Origin of the sequence: Pseudoalteromonas maricaloris (assembly GCF_024746855.1) — a bacterium.
GTDB classification, from domain to species: Bacteria; Pseudomonadota; Gammaproteobacteria; order Enterobacterales; family Alteromonadaceae; genus Pseudoalteromonas; species Pseudoalteromonas maricaloris.
Genome location: NZ_CP024625.1, coordinates 2,930,169 through 2,954,452 on the forward strand (window position 1 = coordinate 2,930,169; position 24,284 = coordinate 2,954,452).

Consider the following 24,284-nt stretch of genomic DNA (forward strand, 5'->3'; position numbering starts at 1 on the left):
TAACATCATTTGCTCTTTGTTCGTTATAGTTTTTTCAGCTTCATATCAGTGCCAAATACAAGGCCATGATCTGCAACATCCATACTAAACTCAAACACCATATTTTGCTGTAAAAACGCATCAATACCTTCCGGCATTGGTTGACCTGTCGCTTTTGCCGCTTCTAACATTGGTGCTAAAAACGCTTGCATATCCATGCTGAAATGCGTCATGCCATTAGTTTCTAGCGCTTGGTTTGCCATTTTCTCAGCAATAACCGTCGCCTTTTCACCCGTAAACAACACTAAGTGATCGCCTTTAACCGCTAGCTTGATATCCATACCTAATGGCTGTGGAGATGGAATATACTGGTTAATTGAAACCGGTGTCCCGTCTTCTGGGATTTGAATTTGACCCAGCATAGGTGCAAGCCCTTTCACCGTATTAACAAGTACTAAAGGATCTTCGGCAGACAATGTGACTAGAGCATCAAACGTTTTAGGTTCCGGCATGCCTTGGTCGTTTGGCTCCATAACAAGATCAAAAACGGATGCACTCACGCCTTTAACCGAGTTCGCCATGCCTGTCATCATCGCAATAGCCATTGGACTATTTTGTTTCGCTTGCTGCTGTAGTGCAACGAGTTCAGAACACTTGAATTCAGCTTTAGTAAAACGGCCCCACAGGGTGTTTACAAGCGGCGCAACTTTTGCAACGTCAACACCATAGCCAAACCCGAGTACTTTCTCTTCGCCGTTGGTGACATGCGCAGGAATAAAGCCACGGATCGACCCAAGTGCTTTCATCAGTTCAGCATCTTTACCCACCACCACAGTATCAACTTCAAAGTCGATTGCAGAATTAGTAAATTGGATATTCTTGGTACCCAATACCGTTGCAGGCCACAGGTTGGCGATTTCACTGTAGTCCGCCTGACACTCAGGCGCACGTACCGCTGCTAATTTCTCAGTCCCACCACCTAGCTGCAATAGATTATTTAACATACGAGTCAAATCAGACTGCTTGTTTGCAGTAATACCATCGACGATAGCCACATGGTTCAGAAACGCAATTGACGAACCATCAAAACCAAACTGCGTATTGTATTGCTCTAGTTTGCCAGATTGCGCCAGTGACTGGGCTGGTTTGGCAATACCCAAAGCAACTTTTAAATCCGCTTCGGTGTTAATAGGCGTGTTAAATGTCGTCGTTACCCATTGACCCTGCACGGATGTGATAAGCTCAATTTTAGCTTCTGGCGCGAACTCAAGCTGATAACGCGTTAATGCGACACCATCAAGCGTATCTTCTTGGTATGTGATTTCGGCATCTTTTGCAGCCATTTTTATTGTGCGCTGAAAAGCTTCAGGATCTGCAAGCTCATAACGCAGTGTCGGTAACAAACCAACGGTGTAGAATACACTTCTAACTGTCTCACCCATACCTAAGATAGCTTTCATTTGCTCAGGGGATGTCATCGCTAGATTGTACTGTTCTAATAGCGTCGCCAGAAAATTCAGATGTTTATCATTTTCTTTTCTAAGCAGCCCAGTTACTTCTTCAAGATCTTGTACTTTTCTAAGCGCTTCAGGCATAAAAGATAAATATTTTTGCTGCTCAAAAGGCGTTAATTGCCCCCAAAATACAGCGGTATCAGCCGGAACATATTCCAGTTGTTCCATCGCGATGCTTGAAGAAGATGATTGAGTGGTTACATAAGCACCAACGGCAATAGCCACAGCACCTAAGCCAACGAGAAGTTTTGTATTCATAATTGATTCCTTGTTATCACCACGGTACATAGCCAAACACGTGGTAAATTTATTCTTCCCTACGAACCGCAACGATTGCGCGCGTCAGAGGTCGTTGCATAAAGACAATTGCATGTCCAAAAATGCAGCGGTATTGTACCTCGATTATTGTCTCAATTCCATTAATTGTGAATGGTCAAGCTACTCTCAATATTCGGTCAGTTTTAAAATGAGCTTGATGGTTACACCAATAACCACCAAGCTCTCATTTACAGGATTATTGACTTTCTGCTTGTAGAGTCAATCCTGAAAATGCAGCGTAACCATAGAGCCCAATATGCCAAGTTCCCGCATTTGGATTGGTGATTGTGCACGTTTCATTATTGCCATTTTCATAAGGCCGACATTCGTAGGTATTACTATTTGGTTGTTGACCAAAACGCAGATATAAATCAGCATCTCCAGTACCACCCGATGCCTTTACTTGCAAGCTCTGTATTCCCTGTGCCACGTCAAAACTATAATACTGCCACTGACCTTTACTGGCAGATTGATCCAACCATTGCTGGCTATTACCTTGATCTGGAGGAGTGTTAGTATAAACCGTAGCCGTTAGCGCAACGCCTGAATAACTCTCATAGCCATCAAGCATGACATAGTAACGACCTGTTTGTACTGGAGTAATCGTACAGACTTCATTATTACCTGATTTATAGGGTCGACAATCGTAGTTTTGTGTCGTTGGCTCCGCATTAAAGCGCACATACATATCTACATCCCCACTGCCGCCCGCCGTTTCAACTTTTAGCTGCGTTGCTCCTGCTGGCACATCAATGTAATAAAGTGTCTGAGAAGACTTAGCGCCAGTGACATTCGCTTGTGTTTGACCACTGATAAGTTCAATTGCAGCTGGCGGCTCAACAATGGGGGTTTCTATAACAGATAGATTATTGCTTGCTTTGATCAGATTTAGTTCATCACCAATTTCGGCGGCATACCACCATGTCATATTCATAGGTAATGCGAGCGGATCGGCATCTCGCTGCGCCTTAGATAAGGCAGTTGCATTACTTGAAAACTCAGCAGTTCGAACAGTAAGCTTATCGTTTGTCACACTCAACACTTTAAACTGTTGAATACTCGCAAGGTCGATAGTCCAGCTTTTTGGATCATTGGCGCTTCTTGCCGGTGCTCCCCAGCTTCCCTCACCCACATAAACGGTACCGCCTTGGGTCGTTGCAGTAAAGCCATTGCTGGTAGGCGTTAGTGCGTAAGTCAGTTTATTGATATGAGTATCGGACTCTACCACTAAGTTCATCGCATTATTATAGAAGTCTTGTGCCCACCAAGTGTGTAATATGGTGTTGTCTGACTTACCTGAATAGTGAGGATACATCGGCTTGTGATACTGAGCGATACGCCACGTTGCGCTGTTGCCCTGAGACTGTAAGTCGCTTTTCAGCCAATTGTTCATCGCTGTGGCATAGCTCGACCAGCCACTATTTTTAAATTGGCTATTTAAGGTATAAACCCTTAACAGCCCCGCCACGTTAAAAGCACCATAGGTATCTTTTGCTGTACACGCACCATCTTGGTCATAATCTACGCCAAATACTTCGCATAGCGTTTTGTAGTTATCGTCTTCGTGATTGCCATGTGTTGCTACAAATGGATAAATTCGCTTGTATGCAAGGCCATCAATCAAATCATCCGAAAAGGTTAATTGCCAATCTTTTAAGTATTCACGCATTTCAGAAACGGAGTTTGCATTGGTGTAATCGCCACCATGCATAATAAATAGCGGTCGAATTTTAGCGATCAACTCATTGCCTTTACGGCGTGTTGTCCAACCTGTGCGCGTATCACCACCAGCTACAGCAGTGATCCCTGATGCCGTTTGCGGCGCAGTTCTGAACCACAGACGCTGACCGCAACCTTGTGAATCACAAACACGATAATAAACCGCACTATCTGGGGCTAAGCCGGTTAATTTCACAAATGAACTTGAGAGGCCCCCGTCAAAGGTATGCGTTGCGCTGACCGCAGCACTTTGCCAGCTCTGCTCATCCGTTGTGCTGCCATATTTAACAATATGATTAGTGCCTGACGTGGGTGTAAATCCTATTGTTGCTGAAGTGCTTGGACTGGTGTCCCACACAAGACGATGGTAGTCACTCGCAGCAAAACTGCTACAAGACAGACCAGCTGCAACCACAAAAGTTGCCATTTGAGTATATTTCATTTCCTTGGTTCCTAGTTTAGAGTAACAGGCTCAACACGACTTTGAGCCAATGAGAGTGATGTTGACGGCGTAGCCACCAACATCACAAATGCGGCGTTTGCATAAGGGAGCGAAAGCGTCTCTGTCGATTGAAAATTCACGGCCGTTGCCCCTAACTTTTCACGCTTAAACGACTTGGGTAACGGCACGCTGGCCTCACTACTCCAATAGTCACCATTTTTAATGTGTGGGAAAAAATCACTTGCGATATGGGGTTGTCCAGGACTATTTGGTGTTTGAATTAAAGAGCGCAGCTCATCAGGTGTAGGTAAGCGCCACTCGGCACTACCACATAAAGAAGCTTGGTTAGTTTTACGGATCAGATCTTGGCTATCGCAGTGGGATGCTTCGAAATAACAATCACCTTGATCAGCATGACCAAATTGACCGTCATACCAAGAGTAACTCCAATAGCCATCGTGAATAGACTCATCATCTCGTTTTACTTCCCAAAGCAGATTAAGCTTTTTGTCATAGACACAATGCCAAGGGCCCTGCCATACAGACAAAAATTGCATGTCATTGGTGACTTTAATAAAGCGTGCATGAGTTGGAATTTCTCGCTCAGGAGCGCTGAATAACAAGTAGCTAATCGCCACAGTGGCAATCGCTAAACTAAGTATTAAACGTGAGGCAACGGTCATAGCATATACCTCAATTGAATCGCTCTGTGGTGACGAGTATGCGCGATTTGTGCGTGATCAAATGCGGAGACCCACATGCAAACACCAGAGCGCAGTTCAACATCAAGGGGAGAATGCGTTTGGTGTTTACGTACCAGCTCTAGCGTCCAATAACCATCGTGCCACTCTCCCCTAGCCCTAACATCGGCTCTATCTCCCTCAAAACGATTTGAACGGTACAACACGGACGGGAGCTGTTCGCCAATTTTCGCCATATCTTGTTGTGGGTTGTAGGTTTCGCTGGCAAACCAATCAAGGACTTTGCGCTCAGTGATATCCGGCGATGGAATTGGCATTCGCTTTGGCGTAACCTCAGTCGGTGAGTACCAGCGCCAGTTCATCACATAAGCACCGCTTTCTTTGCCATCAGGTTGATACCCTGCGGTGTAGCGTCTTTGCCCAAGTGCAACGCTTTGAGGCGGCCCAAAAAAATTATCATCGGCCAAGTACATGTCATTGGTTCTCAGCGCTTTCCAGTGCCATAAATCTCGCGTGCGGCCGTCCGTACTTGCATGATAGCCCTTGCCATGCCAGTTACGGGGCTTGCCTGCAAGCGGCGCATCGCCATATTGAACGGTGCCATCACCTCCTAGTTCACAGGTTGTCGATAGCATGATGGCAAACTTATCTTCGTAATAAGTGCGCTCGTCAAAGCGATAAAAGCCATTTTCTTGTACTTGCCAACCGTCTGAGGTTTTTTCCAGCGGCAGATGCTCTAGGCTTTCGGTCGGATCTTGCCAGCGGATCAGAAAGAAGGTTTCATCATGGTTGCTCAACGCTTTTATTTCGACCTCACTACTCCCATCCAAGAAGTTTGCACCACCAAATGTAGTTAATTTAATAGGCTTAGCACGCAACCATTGTGGCTCGTCTCCTTTACCGTCTATTTCAACGTGGCTTTGCCTTGATAGCGGCGCAACTTCTAACCGTAAATGCTGATCTGCAACAATAAGCTGTATGCCAAGGCCGCAAAAATACACCAGAGCAATACTGCAACTGAGTAAAATAAGCGCATTTCGGGGCAATAACACGCTCAGTACTTGCTTGCCCTTAAACACCGTGTGCTTTATGCCATGTAACACCAAATACAAAAAAATGGCTGTCGCTGATAACCCATGAATCACTAAACTTAGACTCTCTGGATTGAGCCAAAGTAACCATCCTGTGACTATACTCAGCACGATAACCAGATACCCAAAGTAGTTAACGGCTTTATCAAACTTACTTGGTGCGCCACGAAACGGTGCGCGAATGGTTGCCACAGTAAAAACAATCGCAATCAAGGTGAGTAAGCAACCAAATAACACATGCATTGACAGCAACGCGCCTTGTGGAAGCAAAGGCGAAAGAAACGCCAGAAAATCATGATTGATAATGCCCAAGCGAGGGCCAGTCAGTAACCCAACCAAGATAACTATTACCGCCATAACATGAAAAATGGCAAAACTACTTCGACGCACAACCGCTCCCAAATAAATAAAGTAAATTTAGTGTAAACAAATAAATTTACATAAATATTTCATATTTGGAAAGATGAGACTTTCTCATCTTGTGAATTAGCGACACGTGTAATGCCGTGTAACTTGATTGTTAATTAGTTTGTACTAAGGTAGTTGATACTTCCACCGTCACGGACAGTTCAACATGAACAATAGACTAGTAATAAAATATGTAAGTGCGGCAGTGGCTTGCACACTGTTTCTCGCAAGTTGTAGCTCACCAAGTAAAAAACCTTCAGTGCCCAAAGAAACGCTCGACCCGGTTGCAGAATCTGGTCAAGTGCCTGAGCGAGTTTGGCTCAATCAAGGATGGTCAGATAAACTTCGGCAAGACTTTTGGTTTACAGGCCAAGGGTCACAAATCATTCCCTATACTTGGTTTACTTGGTTAGAGCAGCCCAACAGTAAAAAGCTCTTTCGCGATAGCGAACATATGGAAATGCTGCGCTACCTGCCCAGTAAAACCGCCGCCAATAACCCTTCAGGCTTGCCCATCGGTTTTGCCGTGCATAACAATCAAACTACGGGACAAGCTTGGGTCGGGATGACCTGTGCCGCTTGCCACACTAACCAAATTGACTATAACGGCACAAAAATATTGGTAGAAGGTGCGCCCACCCTCGCCAACTTTGTACTCTTCTTTAGCCGCCTAAATGCCGCGTTAGAAGCGACCCTTAACGATAATCAAAAGTTTAGCCGTTTCGCGATGCGCGTATTAAAAGAAGGGGCATCGCAAGAATTGATTGATGATCTACGAGACGATCTCAAGCATGTGGCGCTTGCAACCGCCGAGCGACAAACCGTTAATGACTTGCCCGAAGACTATCCAGACGACTTTACTAGCTATGCTCGACTTGATGCGTTTGGCAATATACAAAACGCCGGCACGGCATTTGCGCTTGACGACCTTAACAATAAAAATGCGCCCACCGCGCCCGTCTCCTATCCATTTTTATGGGGGACGCACCAGTCAAATGTTGTGCAGTGGAATGCTTCCGCCCCCAATATTCCTGTGGTCGGCCCATTAGTACGCAACATTGGGGAAGTTGTCGGTGTGTTTGGTTCGTTATCCATTGAAGAAGCACCGGTTTGGCAGCGCGTTTGGGGGAAACATGCCCGATATAGCTCAACGGTAGACTTACATGCGTTAGGGCAACTAGAAGCGTGGGTAAAAACACTTCTGCCACCAGCTTGGCCTGAGCAATACCTTCCAGGGATTGACACCAATAAGGCGGCACAAGGAAAAATGCTATTCCAAGCAAATTGCGCCAACTGCCACCAACTCATTGATAGCAAAAACTTACTCAAGGATTACGAAGCAGTAAAAGTACCGGTAAAAGAGATAGGCACCGACCCGACTATGTCTAATAACGCAAGCTGCCACATGGCAAAAACATTGTTCTTGGAAGGCACAAAAACCGACATTATCGCGGGAGACAAATTCCAAGCCGTGGATAGCGCTATCGATATCCCAGTAAATGGCGTGGTGGGTCTAGTGCTAAAAGATCCCATCAAAGCAATCGAAGCGGGCTTAATAGCAGAACGCACCGGGCCAGATGGTAAGAAAACCACCGTGAAAAAATCCATTGAAGAGCGCCTCAAAGTCTATTTGGCAAATAGACAACAGTTAACCCCCAATACTAACGAAGATTGTGTGGACGGTTTTTACGACGCGGGTGTCTACAAAGCAAGGCCGTTGAATGGAATTTGGGCAACCGCGCCTTATTTACATAATGGCTCTGTGCCAAATCTATGGTCACTACTACAATCACCAGAGTCGCGCCCAGATACCTTCTGGGTTGGCAGTCGCGAATTCGACCCTATCAATGTTGGTTATATTACTCATCAAGGCATGAACGAGTTCAAAGTGAACAAAGCCAGCGGTGAGGTAATGCCGGGCAATGATAACAGCGGTCACGTTTACGGCACTACCTTGAGTGACAATGAAAAGTGGCAAATCGTTGAGTTTTTGAAAACGCTATAAACGCCATGTAGCGCTAAAAACAAAGGGCCGAATACAGGCCCTTTGACTTATAACCGAAAACGTTATTTAAAATGACTCGTGCAACACCACTAGTGCACTTAATTTGCTTGCGCCAAACGTCATCATTTTTTCAAAATCCGACCTTGCGATGGGTACTTGCTGGCAGTCGATAGGGTTTTGGTCGTCCTCGACATCAGGATCATTAAGATATAAACACAACTCATCTAAGCCCGTAATAAGCACCCAATGCGGCGCTTTTTTACCGTTTAGCCGATAAGTGCTGATCAAAGCCAATACCGCACTGCTCTGTAACAACCATTGTTCAACCTGTTCAAGCTTTACATCGGCTTGATGAATAGCAATATCACGATATTCACACTCTTGACGGAATTGCTCATGAACTAAGGTCATCACCTGTTTTTTCTGCGCGCTTCTCACGCCATCTAAAAATAGCGGGCCCGCCGTATTCACCATCACCTCTGCCGCAAAACCACGGCGCTCCGCAGCCAATGCCAATCCAAATGGGTGACAGCCGCCGTGACCTGCGGTCATAAAGATGGTGGTCGCTTCACGCCATATCTCAAGCTCTAAGGCCTGATCGCCCATACAGCCTGGATCTATGCTTGCCATTGCCATCATCAGTGACGCCGGTCCGCAGGTAAAGTCTGTCGTTTGCTGATACCAAGGAGCCTGATGCAACACCGCCTTTTGCGACAGCTTACGCACGCATTTTTGCATTCTTAGCGCGTCATCATGATCCGCGTAATAGTTTTGATACTCGCCAAATACACGATAACCCATGCGTTTATATAAGCCGATGGCCGCGTCATTGCGTTTAGCCACTTCTAAACGCATATATAACCAGCCCATTTCACCCGCTCTGACTTCAAGCTCAGACATCAGTTGGCGTGCGATCCCTTTACCTTGATGATGAGGCGATACCGCCAATGAATAAAGCCTTGCTAGCCGCGTTCCTTGGTGCAACCAAAGCAACCCATAGCCCACAAGTTCCCCGGCCAACTTTGCAGTGAGCAGCAGGCTATGTTCAAAACTGATGTAATGCTTGAGTTGGCGACGACTCAGTCTATCTGCACTAAAGCAGCTTTGCTCCAGCGCATTCAGTGAGTTCAAATCCTGCAGTGTCGCCTTTTCAAGCACCAACGCGGCTTGCAACATTACTTTTTACCTCTCGCTTCAAGGCGTCTTGAAAATTCAGACATCACTTGCATGTACAACTCGTCACCGAGATATTTGTCTTCAACCCCTTGGTCAATATTCGGGTTGTCGTTTACTTCAAGCACGTAGGCTTTACCGTTGTGCTCTTTAATATCAATACCATACAAACCATTACCCACAACTGCCGCCGCTTTTAACGCTGCACGTAACACCGCTTTTGGCACTTCAAACGTTGGTAGCGTGTCAAACCCACCCGAGAAATTACGTTTTGACTCATGGTTATAGATTTGCCAATGGTTACGTGCCATATGGTAACGGCATGCATAGATCGCACGGCCATTTAACACCCCAATACGCCAGTCGTAATCTGTGTATAAGTAAGCTTGTGCCAACACAATCGCAGAGACGCTCATCAGCTCTTGTAAACGCTCGCCAAGCTCTTCTTTGGTTTTTACTTTAAATACGCCTTTTGAGAACGAACTCTCAGGCATTTTAAGCACCATAGGTAGCGATAACTCAGCAATGAGTTTATCGATTACTTGTTCATTACACTGACTCACAAATCGCGTTTCTAAACTTGGCACCTTCTTGTAATTAAAGGCATCATGTAAAAACACCTTATTACAACAGCGTAGGATCGAGCTTGGATCGTCAATTACCACTAAATCTTTTTGCTCTGCTTCTTGCGCAAGGCGATAAGTATGGTGATCAATCGCTGTGGTTTCACGAATAAATAGCCCATCGTATTGGCCTAAGTTGTATAACTCAGCCGCTTCTAATGGATGAACTTTAATGCCCAGCTTTTCACCCGCTTTAACAAAGCGGCTGATCGCACCTTTATTACTTGGCGGCAATTTTTCATCATGGTCCACCAACATCGCGATATCCCAACGATACTTTTTGTGACTCTTACGCTTGTTCCACTGAGTGGCATGCACATGACCTAATACTTGAGTACAAAACTCAAGCTGCGCCACCTGCAGAGTCGAAAAGTCGCGTCGCTGCACCTGCACACGCACGCCTTTATCTTGCTGCTGTAGTGTCACTTTTAGTAAAGGCGCAGGAAATTGCTGAAATAAATACGCCGCCAACTTACCAAACTCAGGCTGTTGGGTTTCGCCCATACAAATGATCAGCTCAGCGTCATCGGTAATCGCGATCCCACGCTTATCAAACCAAGCTTGCGATAAAAACAACGCATTATCGCCATCACGTAAACCGTTAATAACTTTTAGACTCGGAAGCACTTGGTGATTACGCGCTTCAGCAAGTAAAGAGCAGTAATAACCTTGGCTTAAATAACGGTCACAGTCACATAAATTAATCACTCGAAGTTTTGATTCACCGAGCTTTGGGTACTCTTGCAAATACGTTTCAAACGTCACTACGTTATTTGCCAAAGGCAGTACATCTGCATTTTGATCAACAACGAATAGAGTAGATAGCATCTAAATAATCCTTAGGTGGCGATGCGTTAGCACATCAGTACATGATGGTTTAGGCACCCCACGATTTAACACAGGGTTAGTGGGCAAATTCAAGGCCCACATTAAAGTGGAGTAGTTGTAATCTTAAATATAGCACTTAGCAATTGAGTAATTTTGATTCTCAAGATAAATCTTTCTTGCTGTCGACAGCTGGAATAAAAGACTTAAGTTTCAAACAGTTAAAAACCATAAAAGCTTATACAATCAGATTCGATTGAAACGATTAAGATTTCTCGTGTTTACAAACAGATATCAAGGATGAAATAGCAAGCGGTAGGCATGCTTAGGAATGCCACGAGCAGTGAGTGCTTTGGTTGTAGTTGCTAATATTTGCAAGCTGATAAGTCTTAAGTTCATCTGATAGGAAGTCGAGAGTAAACAGCGAGAGTGAGCAGAGCTACACCACATTGATAATTTCAAGATAGATATTTAAAGGTCTCTCGAATCGTTAAGAATGTCAGCAATTGGGTTACTTGTGACGTGGTCAAGAGAAAGCAATGCGAATGTGTAATGTAGTGTAATTTCATTTACATTAAATAATTGATAAAATTATGTTACAAACATACAGCACAATGAGAAGTTAAAAGTCTCGAATACCTCACCTGTGAAATTTAAAGTTGAGTATTTTTAATACTTTAGCTAGTTGCAACTAGTTCTTAGTGAGCCAAAAGAAGACTTGATAATTCACTACTAGCTTTTTGCAGATGATTTGCATATTGAAATGACAACTTTTTACCAGAAGTCATAAAGAATTATTAAATAAAGTTAGCTTGATAATTGTTACTTTTACTTGTGGGTAGGTAGGATATTCAAGAATTCAAGCTAATTAGCTATTAACTCTCTTCTTTAGAGTAAGGTACACAATCAATACAAATGAAGTCATACGAATATTTACATAAAAGAACATTGGTTACATCCAAAGCTAGGTATGAAGCTAGTAGGCGTTTAAGGCTCCACAGTTGGTGCTCTCAATGGACACTCGCATTTTTAGCCGTCGGACAGATAGTTCTCGCATTGTTTACTACGTTTGGTCTTGTTGATGACACAGTAACGAAGAACCAAATAAACATGGCTAGTCTATTTTTTGCAGTAGTTGTTCTTGCTTATTCATTATTACTTGGTATGGGGGACTTTTCTGCTAGATCTTCGAATATCCACCAATGTGGCTTGGAGTTGGCAGAACTTTCGCGGAAACTCCATTATCGTGTGACGCAGCGATATCAATCTACCGAACATGAATATTTAAACTTCGTGAATAGGTACTATATTTGCCTTAACAGGCACGAAAACCATGTTTCACATGATTATTTGATTGCAAGATTGGACTACCTCACTGAACATGGAAAAAAACCATCAAAGTCTGCTGTGCTTCTCAACTATAAGTTGAAAATATATTGGTATCGAGCGTTAGGTTTTTCCCATTATATTTTTTCAATCACTTTATTGCTTCTTTGGTCGTGGCATTTGGTAAGTTTCAGTTAACTAAAAGAAACATACAAGCTGTTTAATAGGGACGTTAGGGTTCTCAATAGTTTTTATTTATTTTTAGGATAATTAATATGCCGTATGAATTAGGTAAGAGGTTAGTTGTCGGGGTTGCTTCAAGTGCAATGTTCGATTTGACAGAATCTGATAAGGTCTTTAGAACTAAGGGTGAAGAAGAATATCGAAAATACCAATCTGAAAATATCGATGTTCCTTTAGATAAAGGCGTGTCGTTTTCGTTTATAAAACGTTTGCTATCACTAAATGATTTAAGTGAAGAGCCTGAATCCGATCCATTAGTAGAGGTTGTTTTACTATCTAGAAACGACCCTGATACTGGCCTTCGAGTTATGAAATCAATCAAGCACCACAGCCTACCTATTACTCGAGCGATTTTTATGCAGGGCAAGTCACCATATGAGTATATTGAAGCATTAAGTATCTCTTTATTTCTATCTGCTCACTCTCCCGACGTTAAAGAAGCAATCCAGCTAGGTTATCCAGCCGGTCATGTAATGAAATCAGCAATGATTGATGAAGATGATGACGATTTAAGGATAGCATTTGACTTTGATGGTGTTCTCGCTGATGACGAATCTGAGTCTGTTATGCACAATAATGATCTCAATCATTTCCATGATCACGAAACAAAAAATGTTTTACAGCCTCACAACCCAGGACCGTTAAAAGAATTTTTAGTGAAAGTTTCAGCTATCCAGAAAATCGAAGAAAGTAAGAAAAAATTGGAGCCGGATTACCGCAATAGATTAAGAGTTTCCATAGTCACAGCAAGGAATGCGCCGTCACACGAAAGAGCGTTAAATACATTAAAAGAATGGGGTGTAATGACGAACGATGCGTTCTTTTTAGGTGGTGTAGATAAAGGTTTGGTATTAGGAGTACTTAAACCTCATGTATTCTTCGATGATCAGACAGGCCATTTGACTTCAACAAGTACAGTAGCTCCTTCTGTTCATATACCTTTCGGCGTCAAAAACTTAGAAACTAAAGAAGAGTAACAAAATGAATTGATGACACCCATCACTACTTTTCAATATTAAAACTTACGCGACATTTTTAGAACACTCCAATTTGAGGTGGGTGTTAACGATTTACATGAATACACAAACTTTAGGTAGGTGTCAGCACAAGCTATTTGGTTAAATAAAGCCTACTTAATAATTGTTATTTCTCACTTGTGCATAAGTAAGATACTCAAGAAATCACGCTAATTAACCGAATTAATTCAAGGAGATAAGATGTATCTATTACTAGAAGGATTCTTTTACGCTGCTATCATACTAATATTTGGATTGCTTCCGATATTCGGCCTGCAATACCTGTACAGCCACTGGCCTTGGACATGGTTTAAAAATAATTTGTTTGGCCTGTTCTATGTCTTTAGCGCTACGCTAGTATTCGGTTACCTAAGTGCAATGCGAGTAGAGCTACTACAAATAACACCATCTAGTGCGCAAGACTCAGCATTAAAAGAAAATATAGATCTATTTCTAATTATGGTTGTTTTTGCTGGTCCTGGTGTATTGCTGGGAGTCTCAATTAATTTATTTTCGAAATCTTTTGAGAATGATTTATAACGGGCGTAATTTGTTCGCTCGTTCGAGGCTAGGATCTCAGTTCAGCTCTGGAGTCAACGACACCCATCACTACGTTTCAGTATTAAAACTTAAGTGATATTTTTAAAACACGCCAATTTGAGGTGGGTGTCAGCAATTTACAAAGCTTGGGACATTCTCCATCCACCTCAGGTACTGACTCTCAAATTCGATTAAATCTAACTAACCGAGCTAGAGGCAAAATAAAAACTTACTCACCTTTAGCTCTTCCCTTCAGTTTTGACGGTGATTTCCCGTACCATTTTATACAAACCTTATTCAGCGCACTTTGCTCTGTAAAACCAAGTGCGTCTACAATATCGAGCAATCTGGTGTTGTCGATAAGTTGTTCAAATCGATGCTTTCGCTCTTGGTCGAGTAAGGTTCTAAAGCTGGTGTGTTGTATTTTTAGCTTACGCTGCATCGAACGCACACTCATGTTTAATGCCTTAGCCATACTTGCTTGGTTGACTCCAGCCAGTGAGTGCTTTGCCGCTAGTAAATTAGCAACACGCGTTTTTAAGTCATGATTATCACAAAGCGCTGATACGCTTTTTGCAACCGCTTGCTCAATATGTTCGTGCATTAGGCTGTCGACGGTAGCGACGGGCATGGTAAGAAAATCTAAGGGAAACGACAGTGCATTTTCAGGGCAATTTTGTGATACGGGGCAGCCAAACCACGTTTGCAAACGCTGTAATTCTAGGTCACAGACGCTAAAGCTAAGCTGGAGTTGGTTAGGCGATAAAGTTGATCGCAAAAGCTGCCGTGCAGCGCTCACCCAAGCGGTCATATTGCGCAAAATGGCTTGCTTACCCAGCGAGTTTTTTGGTTGCCAAGTTAACTTGGCATTGTCGCTATCACTTGTGAATACAGCGAGGCCAATATCGGCAACAATGGCGTCGTAATGCAATAATGAGGTTATAGCCTGCTGCAAGTCTTTACTGGTTTCGACCAAGTAACCAAGCGCTCCATAATCATGCAACTGAATGGCTTTACCCAGTTCAAAACCAATTAAGGGATCGCCGCTCAGCTTCCGCCCTACCTCAAGCAACCGCTCGTACTCAACGAGTGTTACACGTTCAGGCCGTGACGCTACCAGCTCAACAAACTCGCCTTGCAGTCTCTTGTCATCGGTAAAACGGTCATGGAGATATACCCACGCACTATAAAAATATACAAACGAAGTGGAGTGCATTGCAGTTCCTTTTGTCGTATTTGGACAAATTGTTGGCGCAGTTTGGCAGGATTGTCAATGGCTAACTCGCTACGCTTGTGCATATAAAGTACCAAAGCTTTGGCTAAAGAAGGAGCTGTATATGGTTGATGTATCGCTAATTTTACTGGCACTCAGTCCCGTCTTTTTACTTTGTGTTGCTTGGGAGTATATTAAGCACCACGAACACTATGATTGGCGAGACTCCATACTCAATGCCTTACTCGCCTTGCTCCACCAAGGCAGCGACGCGCTGGCTTTGCTTGTGCTGATGCCGCTCTTTTACTGGCTTCATCAATTTGCCTTATTCACAATCGAATTAAATCTCTTCACTTTGCTCTTTGGGTTTATCTTGCAAGATTTTTTGTATTACTGGTTTCACCGCGCATCACATTGTATTCACTGGCTTTGGAGTGCACACGTAGTACATCACAGTTCGAACAACATGAACTTTACCACCGCATTTCGCCAAAGCTTGCTATACCCTATTGTCGGTATGTGGCTGTTCTGGTTGCCTATGATACTGCTTGGATTTACCCCAACCTTGGTATTTGCCATCGTCGCAATCAACTTGGCTTTTCAATTTTTTGTCCATACACAAACGGTTAATAGGTTAGGAGTGGTAGAGCGAATTTTTAATACGCCTTCCCACCACAGAGTCCATCACGCCAGTAATCCTGACTATATAGATAAAAACTTTGCCGGGGTGCTGATCATTTGGGATAAGCTTTTTGGCACCTTTGTTGAGGAGCGTGAGGACATCACAATTTGTTATGGGATAAGAGGTGCGTCCCCAAAGCAGACCCCTTTAGAGGTTAACTTTGCTCAGTGGCGTCATATGTTCTACTGCTTTTCACAAGCAAACACCTTAAAGAGCAAATGGTTGGCGTTATTTGGTTACCCAACCCACTTACCCGACAAACCTAAGAATACAGCTTCAGTCAAGCCCTAGCGCGTTACTTATATCGCTCGGCCTTTTCTACAAGCGCTTGGCAGTACTTTCTTAGTTTATCGCGCAGCACTCTCACGCTTGGGTTGATCATTTGCTTTGACGGACAGATCAACCACAGCGGCTTACATTCAACGCGATAGTCATTTAATATACTTTGCACCACGCCTTGCTCTAGTTGGTCTGCAACATCTATCGCGGAGCGCAATGAAATACCCGCTCCTTGCGCACACCAGCGCTTTACCACATCCGCATCATTACTGGTTCTACGCCCTTTAAGCACCACTTTGTAAGTTTGTTCATTTTTCGTCAGTTTCCACGTATCAAACTTACTGCCTCTGATCAAAAAGAATAGCCCTTGATGCTCGCTTAATTCCTCATGATCCTTTGGCGTGCCCTGTTTTTCTAAGTACTCCGTAGAGGCACAAAGCAGCAGTGGCACATCACAAATTTTAAAGCCGTAGAAGCTACTGTCTTCAGGCGCGCCATAGCGCAGCGCGATATCAACACCGTCCCGATAAAAGTCGAGATTGTGATCATTAAGAATAAGCTTCAGGGCAAGTTTGGGGTATTCATCCAGTAATTCGTCTAGCCAAGGAAGGAGGATATTACGGCCAAAATCTGACGGTGCGGTTAACTTTAGCTCACCGTCAATTTCGTTGTCGTTATCAAGCACCTGTTTTTTGCCATTATCCAAAAGTGCCAGTGCCTGCTCGCAAATTGGCAAGTAAGTTTCACCTTGCTTTGATAGCCTTAAGCTGCGCGTAGAGCGCACAAAGAGTTGAAAGCCAAGTTGTTTTTCCACCCGCTTTATCGCGGCGCTCGCCGTGGCAACCTGCATATCTAACTGCGCAGCCGCCGCACTAATATTGCCAAGTTTAGCCGTTTTCATCACGACGATTAAATCTTGTGTATTCATTTTCAAAAAATTTTTGAAACTATTTAACTCATTATCATCTTTTTATTGATTATGTAAATCCATATTATGTCTTTAAAGCAATTAGGAGTTTGATATGTACACGTTACGCGATGCAATCCACAATCGTTATTCTACAAAAGCCTTTGATCCTAGTAAAAAAATTAGTGATTCAGATATTGACCTACTCAAGCAGGCGCTAAGACTAAGCCCCTCTAGTACCAACGTTCAGCCATGGCATTTTGTCATCGCAAGTACTGAGGCTGGCAAAACTCAAGTGGCTAAAAGCACACAAGAGAATTACAAATTTAATGAAGCAAAAGTACTAAATGCATCTCATGTTGTTGTATTTGCTGCAAAACAAAATATAGATGATGCACATTTAAATAAAGTGCTTGCCAAAGAAAGTGCTGATGGCCGATTTGAAAAAGGCTCTGAGGTAGAAGCACAAATGAATAATGGCCGTCGCTATTTTGTCGGCTTAAATCAAACCAGCGATGAAGCAATCAAAGCATGGACTGGCAAACAAGTTTACTTAAATCTTGGGCAATTTTTGCTAAGCACAGCACTACTCGGTATAGATTCTGTGCCCATTGAGGGTTTTGACGCTGAAATTCTCAGCAATGAGCTTGGGTTAACTGAGCAAGGCTTTGACGCTCTTGCTATTGTCGCATTGGGCTATCGAGACGAAGGTGATTTTAATGCTAAATTACCTAAATCTCGCCTTGCTATCGACGATATCATTACCGAAATCTAATACCCAGTTTGGCACTGATAATGGCTAGCTAGATAACATCAGTGCCACTTCTGCTCCGGTTGGAATACCATTTCAAACACTACAATGTAAACCAATGTGAATGAAACAATAAATTCACAACTACACTCTCCCCAGTTTTGTATTAAATTTATCCATACTTTTCAATAACATTACAGTTATTTGAAATTATTGGTAATTTTTTAATGTGAATTTTTTAGCTCTGTTGTAAAAATTCTGCTTGAAACATTGAATATATTATTGTTAATTAAAAGTGAAGAGTGAATTCACCTTTAAAAATAACGAAATGACAACAAGTAAACTCAGTCCTCGCCACTGGTTTTGTACCTGCCAGCCGAGAGACTGTAGCAACCTCAACAGGAAGAAATAATGAAGCTACTATCACGCACACTATCTACAGGGTTACTCGCGGCAGCCGTAACCGCATCACTGAATGCTCAAGCAATGAATAAAGACCTAGCGGTAAGCGTTGATGTCGACACAAAAAGCAATGGCGATGTTATTGCGACGCTAAACATCACCAATCAGGGTAAAGGCAATCAGAAAATCTTAAGTTGGTATACAGACCTTGAAGAAGAGCATATTTTCAAAATTACGCGTGATGGTAAAGAAGTTAATTTCTTTGGTCCTCACTACAAACGCCCAGCTCCCACTGAAGCTGACTTTATCAAGTTAAAGTCTGGCGAAACGCTCACTAAATCATTTGAGCTTTCAGGCCTTTATGATCTTAGCCAGCCAGGTAACTACGAAATTAGTTATGATGTTGAATCATTTGATCTTTTCGGTAAAAAAGAAATCCCAAGCATGACTACAAGAACGATGGGTCAGCAATCAATGATGCGTGCCGATGTAGCAGAACTCAGCTCAAATTCGGTCAATCTATGGCTTGAAGGCGTTGCGATGACGAAGGGCAATGTTCAAGTCAATGCAAAACCAGCTGCAGGCGCGGCTGATTGTACTGATGGCACTTGTTTTACAGGTCGTTGTAGTAACAGTGAAAAAACCAGTATTTTGTCAGCACTAAATGCTGCAGACCAGATCACTAACGACTCCGTTGCTTACCTAAATAGCCACTCAGCAAGCAACCCATCTACGCGTTATCAAACTTGGTTTGGCGCAGCGACAAGCAGCCGTTATGCAACCGTGAAATCTAACTTCAATGCAATCAATGATGCAATCGACAACCAAGATCTCACTTTTGACTGTAGTTGTAACAAATCATACTTTGCTTATGTATACCCAAATCAACCATACAAAGTCTATCTATGTCGCGCATTTTGGAGCGCAAATGAGCTAGGTACAGATTCACGTGCGGGCACGATTGTTCATGAGCTAAGTCACTTTAATGCCGTTGCTGGTACAGATGACATCGTTTATGGCCAATCTGGTGCGAAAAACTTAGCAAACTCAAACCCAAGTCAAGCGATTCAAAATGCTGACAGCCATGAATATTTTGCGGAAAACACTCCGTACCAAAACTAATCTCGACTAGTTATCCCTGAACGAGTATCGGGTTTAGGCAACCGTCTAAACCCGATACTATTCACAGCGATTTCAGCTAACATGAAATATACTTCTTAAATTCATCTATTTGCTGAGGAATTTCATGACTTGGGTTATCGTCGCGCTGTGTGGTTTTATCCTACTTGCTACGTTATTGCCACTTGCTAAGCATCCGCATTGGAGTGTTAGAGCAATGGAGTTCCCACGGCTTCAACTCACTGTTATTACTGCATTTACACTACTGCTATCCATTTTCTACCTTGATCTTCAAAGCGTAGCCGCGCTTGCTGTCATTGCTCTATTAGGTTGTTTAAGTTTTCAACTGTGGTGGATTTTACCCTACACCCCGCTTTGGCCAGTCGAGGTAAAAAAAGCGACAACCGATGCTGACACAATCAGTTTGATCACCGCCAATGTCCTGCAAACCAATCGACAATTTAATCTACTATTGGAGCAAGTCCGGACACATCAACCTGATCTTTTAGTCACGTTAGAAAGTGATGAGCTATGGGAGCAACAATTAGACTCGTTGTTAGATATACTGCCCTACAGCGTTAAATGTCCACAATCCAATTTGTATGGCATGCACGTTTATTCTCGCTACCCGCTAGACGAGGCAAAATGTGAATATATCGTTGAGGAAGGTGTGCCTTCGATACATGCAAAACTCAAGCTCGCTCCCCATATCATGATCCAAACCCATTTCTTGCACCCGGCACCGCCGAGCCCCACCGAAAACGAAACGGCCATTGAGCGAGATGCAGAACTGGTGGTTGTTGCCAAACGCGTCATAAATGAGCCTTTGCCCACCATAGTCACTGGCGATCTCAATGATGTTGCTTGGTCACCAACCACGAGGTTATTTAGGAAAATAAGTGGGCTTCTTGATCCGCGAGTTGGCCGAGGCATGTTTAACACTTTTCATGCACAGTACCCGTTTGCACGGTGGCCGCTAGATCATTTGTTTGCGAGTCACCATTTTACAGTGATCGATATTAAAAGGCTCAACAACATAGGGTCTGATCACTTTGCGCTTTATGCAAAACTCGCTTATCAACCGGTCAAAAATGAAGATGAGGCAGGACTTGAGCTGAAAAAGAAAGATATACATCGCAGCAAAGAAATTATTGAAAATGCCGTGGCAAAGCCGAATTGCAAATTATGATAACCTGAGGTTTGGATAAGGAATGAGCTAGCTCATTGTTTTTTAATCACCTTAAACTATCTTCTTATCTAGCCAGAGAGTTTTGGGGATAACTAGGCGAATTTACGCACCAATAGCTGGCTATTGGAAGTGAATTCAACGCAGTTAGCGCTAAAACTGGCTGCTAGAAAGGCATTAATTATCCGAAGCTCAGGTTATGATAGTGACTTTAAGTACGGTAAGTGTGAACGAGTGCTAGGGCCTGTTGATCTTTCAAGTTTGTTTTTGCAGCAGTTTGATTGGTATTTATACAAGGCAGAGCCAGCGTAGCATAGTCATTCTATGTAAGTCTGGCGATAACACAGCAGAAATGCTAATCAAGCGCTGCCCTTTGGGTTCATCTGAGTGCGCTTTGTTCATTGTTGCTCAACTTTTGCCTAGATTACTAGGCGGCAAGTCGAGCGTCGCGACCAAAACACACTCAGAAGAACAAAAATCAAACAGCAAAGGTCAACAGGCCCTAGAAATAGAGGTTTTTAAATAACATCAGCTTGAAGCCAGCATCTTTCACTGACTTCAAGCCGAAAAGTATATTTACGACTTCAGAGAATTAATCCAAGTCTTGATATCTTCTTCAACAAGCGCCATTGGCCTTGCGCCTTTTAGCAACACCACGTCGTGGAATGCTTTAATATCAAACTTATCACCTAGCTGTTGCTTAGCGTGCTCTCTGAGCTCAACCAACTTAAGCATACCTAACTTATAACCAAGCGCTTGACCTGGCCAAGCGATATAACGGTCGATAGCCGATACCACATCACTCATCGCCGTACCGGTTGCATCAGCAAAATAGGTGATCGCTTGGTCACGTGTCCACTTTTTATAATGCAGGCCCGTATCAACCACCAGTCGAGCAGCACGATATGCCTCAGCTTGCAGACGCCCTAAGTCTCCAAATGGGTCGTCCTTATACATCCCCATTTCGTAAGCCAATAGCTCTGAATACAGCGCCCAGCCCTCAACATAGCCATTAAATGAGGCATTTTGACGCATCAAACCGATTTCTGTTTGCAACATATTAAGCGCAATTTGGAAGTGGTGACCAGGAACCGCCTCGTGATACGTTAAGGTTTTCATACCAAAGCTTGGTACTGCTTTCATGTCTTTTAGGTTGATTGAAAATACCCCTGGGCGACTTCCATCAAGCGATGGACCGTTGTAGTAACCACCCGGTGCACCCGCTTCCACGGCTTTTGGTATACGTTTAACTTCAACAGGTTGCGGTGGAATAGTAGAAAAATAATCTGGCGCTTTTTGTAAAATTGTCCCTATTTCACCACGCAAGAACGATAATAACGCTTCACGACCTTCGTCAGAATCTGCATATAAGAATCTCGACTCTTCATTAAGCTGCTTCATCCGGTCACCAACAGTACCTTGTGAATAGCCATTTTGCTTGAGGATTTCGTCCATACGCTTTGAAATACGCTCCACCTCAGCAAGGCCAATTTGGTGGATCTCTTCCGCGCTCATATCAGAATCTGCCAAATAGGTGATCTCATGCTGGTAGAAAGCTTCGCCATTTGGTTGGGCCCAAATGCCAACATTTTCAGGCGCTTTGCTCTCTAGAGCGTGCATAATCGCAGACACATTTTTAAATTCAGGATAAAGCTTTTGCTCAACAATTTGTGTTGCCTGTGCAACATATTCAGCGGCGGCTTTATCCGTAATACCATCAATATTCGCAAGTTTATCTTTAAACGACGCAACCAAAGGATGTTCTGCACCACTTGGCGCCGTGAAGTTATCTAAATAACCTAGCGTGTTTGGAAATAATACTTTTGGTAAAATTACGCCTTTATTGGCATCCGCTTTTACCTTACTTGCAACTTGCTTCGTGACTTCAACAAAGGCATTTAGGCGCGCAACATAGTCTTTTGCATCTTGCTCGCTCTCTATTCCATGTTGGTCTTTAAGCACATTCGGAATATCCAGCAATGGGCCAGACAATTGATTGACAATATATGGCAGATGCCCGCCCCAAGTATCAATATAACCCGCTGAGAAGCCTTTATCGCCAGCATAATAACGTGCAATGACTTCATTTACTTTAAGGTGCAACAAGTCGTCAGAGTTCGCCACGCCCGATTGTAATTGTTTTAATTTATCTGCGGCTGCGTTCATATCCACCTGGAGCGCCTGCATTCCGACAACCGAGTAATCCGGCAGTCTATTAGCATAGTGACCATATTCATTACTTGATAATTTGAGCGAAGTGGCAAGTGCGGGTTCGTGGTTAATAAACTGCTTGGTGTACTGTTCTACGACTTTGTCGATTTCTGCACGAGAGAGAGTTGATTCAGTGGTTTTAGCAACAGATGTAGTTTCCGTTACCGGCTTGTCTTGAGCACATCCGCTCAAACCTAGCACGACAGAGAGTGCTACCAAGCTTATTTTATTCATTATTACGCCGCTCCATTAGGGTTGTTGTCAAAGCTAAAAATACCAGTGCAGATCAGACTGGTGATAGAATAGTCATACCAATTTTACTGAACACTTGTTCAATTTGATATAAGCACTTCATTCATTGAGAAATCAGAATGCAATAAAGTGCTCACGCTATTCTCATAGATGCAACTACAAGTAACATATTTGCGCTTTTGTTACAGCTATAAAAGATAGAATCCTGCAAAATAAGTTACTTTCTCTACACCTGAACTAAAGTGCATAACCTTAGATCAGAGTGCTTAGTCTTCAAGCAGCAGAGGTTCAGGTATTGCGTTGTGGCCAAATGCAGAGTCAGCAATAATCTGCTGCACGCGACCAGATGACTTGTCAAACACAAAGCAAGCATGTGGCCTTTGCTCCAACTGTAAGCTGATGGTGATACTCAAACTTTTAGGTAAAGCCTGCGCTATCACATCTCTCGACGCTTCTGTAAAGAGTACAGATTCAGGGGTAAATTGATAAAACTGCCCAAACTGTAAATCACAATGCTCGCCTTGCTGTAAGTCCTTCCTATATTCATATTGATACAGCTTGCTGCCACAACCGGGGCCAAAATAATTGGTTGTCAATGCCGTAAAATTGTAGTCCCGCACTTGCGGAATAAAACAGCGCTGAGTCCCCCGCTTTGGCATTGGATGCCAAATCTGCGCATATACTTTAAAAAATGGTCGTTTATTTTCATAAAGTACATATAGATCATCATTGTCCAACATCCCTCGGCCATGATGTTGGTAATTACTGCTGCCCGCAACTTGAGCCGCGAGAAATTGCTTGTTTTGCGATAACCGATACAACATCTCAGCAAGCAGTCTTAATGTACTGTCATCCAAGCAGTCTGGACCAGTATATAAGCTAGAAACACAATTAATAAAATCACTAAAATTAATTGCCCCATGACTATAAAAGTTATCGAATTGGCGTGCCATATTTCTTCCTTGTGTGTGAGCGTTTTAGTCAGACGAATAAAGGGTACGTCAGCTAAAATTCGTATTTTTTAAAACAGAAACTTGCATATATCCGATTGCAAACTGCGCTGCTTTTTTCTTAGTCCCTAATTAAAGCTAATGCAGACTGGGGAGAACGCAACAAATTAATTACAAATTTGGTGACAGCCTAGTTAAGACTATTAATGAGATGAGTCAGAGATGGTAGTTTAGAGTTTATACGCTATACAGAGCGTAAGTGAAGCATGAGTATATGTCATAAAAACTTCATGCAAATTTATGCACTTAATCCCACGCGCAACAGAGACTGAGCCGAGCGCAATATTTATATTATATTTTCATCGTTTCAAATGGCACTAATCAGTAAAACAAGATAAATCACAGCCAA

The 24,284-nt window shown here is 43.1% G+C and carries 19 protein-coding genes; 9 read left to right on the plus strand and 10 right to left on the minus strand.

The genetic code is table 11. The features are described 5' to 3' along the window. Positions 1–23: 23 nt before the first annotated feature. From CTT31_RS12905 to CTT31_RS12920, 4 genes are all read right to left on the minus strand, one after another. On the minus strand, positions 24–1,751 hold the full coding sequence (locus tag CTT31_RS12905) for a hypothetical protein (RefSeq protein ID WP_260491398.1): 1,728 nt from the start codon (positions 1,749–1,751) through the stop codon (positions 24–26). 256 nt (positions 1,752–2,007) lie between these two features. Continuing rightward, positions 2,008–3,972, minus strand: coding sequence for a pre-peptidase C-terminal domain-containing protein (locus CTT31_RS12910; RefSeq protein ID WP_260491399.1), 1,965 nt, complete (start codon positions 3,970–3,972; stop codon positions 2,008–2,010). Positions 3,973–3,983: 11 nt separating this feature from the next. After that, entirely contained in the window at positions 3,984–4,655 is a 672-nt protein-coding gene (locus tag CTT31_RS12915; protein ID WP_211858192.1) for an Lcl C-terminal domain-containing protein, read from the minus strand. Continuing rightward, positions 4,652–6,154, minus strand: a complete 1,503-nt coding sequence (locus CTT31_RS12920) for an ethylbenzene dehydrogenase-related protein (RefSeq protein WP_260491400.1) — start codon at positions 6,152–6,154, stop codon at positions 4,652–4,654. The genes CTT31_RS12915 and CTT31_RS12920 overlap by 4 nt, the downstream gene beginning before the upstream one ends. A gap of 184 nt (positions 6,155–6,338) precedes the next feature. On the opposite strand from CTT31_RS12920, the gene CTT31_RS12925 reads away from it, so the two are divergent. Continuing rightward, entirely contained in the window at positions 6,339–8,177 is a 1,839-nt protein-coding gene (locus tag CTT31_RS12925) for a di-heme-cytochrome C peroxidase (protein WP_211858195.1), read from the plus strand. Positions 8,178–8,243: 66 nt separating this feature from the next. Here the strand turns inward: CTT31_RS12925 and CTT31_RS12930 are convergent, their stop codons facing one another. Together CTT31_RS12930 and CTT31_RS12935 are read right to left on the minus strand one after the other, a co-directional pair. Next, the gene (locus CTT31_RS12930; protein WP_211858197.1) at positions 8,244–9,353 is read right to left on the minus strand and encodes a GNAT family N-acetyltransferase/peptidase C39 family protein; all 1,110 of its coding nucleotides are present in this window, start codon (positions 9,351–9,353) and stop codon (positions 8,244–8,246) included. Continuing rightward, positions 9,353–10,801: a RimK family protein gene (locus CTT31_RS12935; protein ID WP_211858199.1), complete on the minus strand. Its 1,449-nt coding sequence runs from the start codon at positions 10,799–10,801 to the stop codon at positions 9,353–9,355. The genes CTT31_RS12930 and CTT31_RS12935 overlap by 1 nt, the downstream gene beginning before the upstream one ends. 912 nt (positions 10,802–11,713) lie before the next feature. On the opposite strand from CTT31_RS12935, the gene CTT31_RS23620 reads away from it, so the two are divergent. The 3 genes from CTT31_RS23620 to CTT31_RS12945 all read left to right on the plus strand — a co-directional run bounded on the left by CTT31_RS23620 (position 11,714) and on the right by CTT31_RS12945 (position 13,923). Continuing rightward, the gene (locus CTT31_RS23620) at positions 11,714–12,322 is read left to right on the plus strand and encodes an SLATT domain-containing protein (RefSeq protein ID WP_370649618.1); all 609 of its coding nucleotides are present in this window, start codon (positions 11,714–11,716) and stop codon (positions 12,320–12,322) included. A gap of 77 nt (positions 12,323–12,399) precedes the next feature. Further along, positions 12,400–13,344: a 5'-nucleotidase gene (locus tag CTT31_RS12940; RefSeq protein WP_260491402.1), complete on the plus strand. Its 945-nt coding sequence runs from the start codon at positions 12,400–12,402 to the stop codon at positions 13,342–13,344. 240 nt (positions 13,345–13,584) lie between these two features. Further along, positions 13,585–13,923, plus strand: coding sequence for a hypothetical protein (locus tag CTT31_RS12945; protein ID WP_260491403.1), 339 nt, complete (start codon positions 13,585–13,587; stop codon positions 13,921–13,923). Positions 13,924–14,152: 229 nt separating this feature from the next. Here CTT31_RS12945 and CTT31_RS12950 read toward each other — a convergent pair whose 3' ends face one another. Further along, positions 14,153–15,139 (minus strand): AraC family transcriptional regulator, encoded by a 987-nt coding sequence (locus CTT31_RS12950; RefSeq protein WP_260491404.1) that lies wholly within the window; start codon positions 15,137–15,139, stop codon positions 14,153–14,155. A gap of 121 nt (positions 15,140–15,260) precedes the next feature. Between CTT31_RS12950 and CTT31_RS12955 the strand changes: the two genes are divergently transcribed. Continuing rightward, a complete protein-coding gene (locus tag CTT31_RS12955; protein WP_260491405.1) occupies positions 15,261–16,109 on the plus strand; it encodes a sterol desaturase family protein in 849 nt (282 codons plus the stop codon). 4 nt (positions 16,110–16,113) lie between these two features. On the opposite strand, the gene CTT31_RS12960 is transcribed toward CTT31_RS12955, so the two are convergent. Then, positions 16,114–17,025: a LysR family transcriptional regulator gene (locus CTT31_RS12960; protein WP_260491406.1), complete on the minus strand. Its 912-nt coding sequence runs from the start codon at positions 17,023–17,025 to the stop codon at positions 16,114–16,116. A gap of 94 nt (positions 17,026–17,119) precedes the next feature. Here CTT31_RS12960 and nfsB point away from each other — a divergent pair, with 94 nt between their 5' ends. The 4 genes from nfsB (at position 17,120) to CTT31_RS12980 (ending at position 20,774) form a co-directional block, all read left to right on the plus strand. Then, complete coding sequence (gene nfsB / locus CTT31_RS12965; protein WP_211858208.1) at positions 17,120–17,779, plus strand: oxygen-insensitive NAD(P)H nitroreductase; 660 nt, start codon at positions 17,120–17,122, stop codon at positions 17,777–17,779. A 387-nt stretch (positions 17,780–18,166) separates the two neighbouring features. Next, positions 18,167–19,279 carry a M35 family metalloendopeptidase gene (locus CTT31_RS12970; RefSeq protein ID WP_017216277.1) on the plus strand — a complete coding sequence of 371 codons (1,113 nt, stop codon included), beginning with the start codon at positions 18,167–18,169 and terminating at the stop codon, positions 19,277–19,279. Between the two features lie 124 nt (positions 19,280–19,403). After that, the gene (locus tag CTT31_RS12975) at positions 19,404–20,465 is read left to right on the plus strand and encodes an endonuclease/exonuclease/phosphatase family protein (RefSeq protein WP_039496761.1); all 1,062 of its coding nucleotides are present in this window, start codon (positions 19,404–19,406) and stop codon (positions 20,463–20,465) included. A gap of 129 nt (positions 20,466–20,594) precedes the next feature. Next, complete coding sequence (locus CTT31_RS12980) at positions 20,595–20,774, plus strand: hypothetical protein (RefSeq protein ID WP_260491407.1); 180 nt, start codon at positions 20,595–20,597, stop codon at positions 20,772–20,774. Between the two features lie 264 nt (positions 20,775–21,038). On the opposite strand, the gene CTT31_RS12985 is transcribed toward CTT31_RS12980, so the two are convergent. Together CTT31_RS12985 and CTT31_RS12990 are read right to left on the minus strand one after the other, a co-directional pair. Then, a complete protein-coding gene (locus CTT31_RS12985) occupies positions 21,039–22,907 on the minus strand; it encodes a DUF885 domain-containing protein (protein ID WP_130125932.1) in 1,869 nt (622 codons plus the stop codon). Between the two features lie 284 nt (positions 22,908–23,191). After that, positions 23,192–23,878: a transposase gene (locus CTT31_RS12990; protein WP_211858210.1), complete on the minus strand. Its 687-nt coding sequence runs from the start codon at positions 23,876–23,878 to the stop codon at positions 23,192–23,194. Between the last annotated feature and the right edge of the window lie 406 nt (positions 23,879–24,284).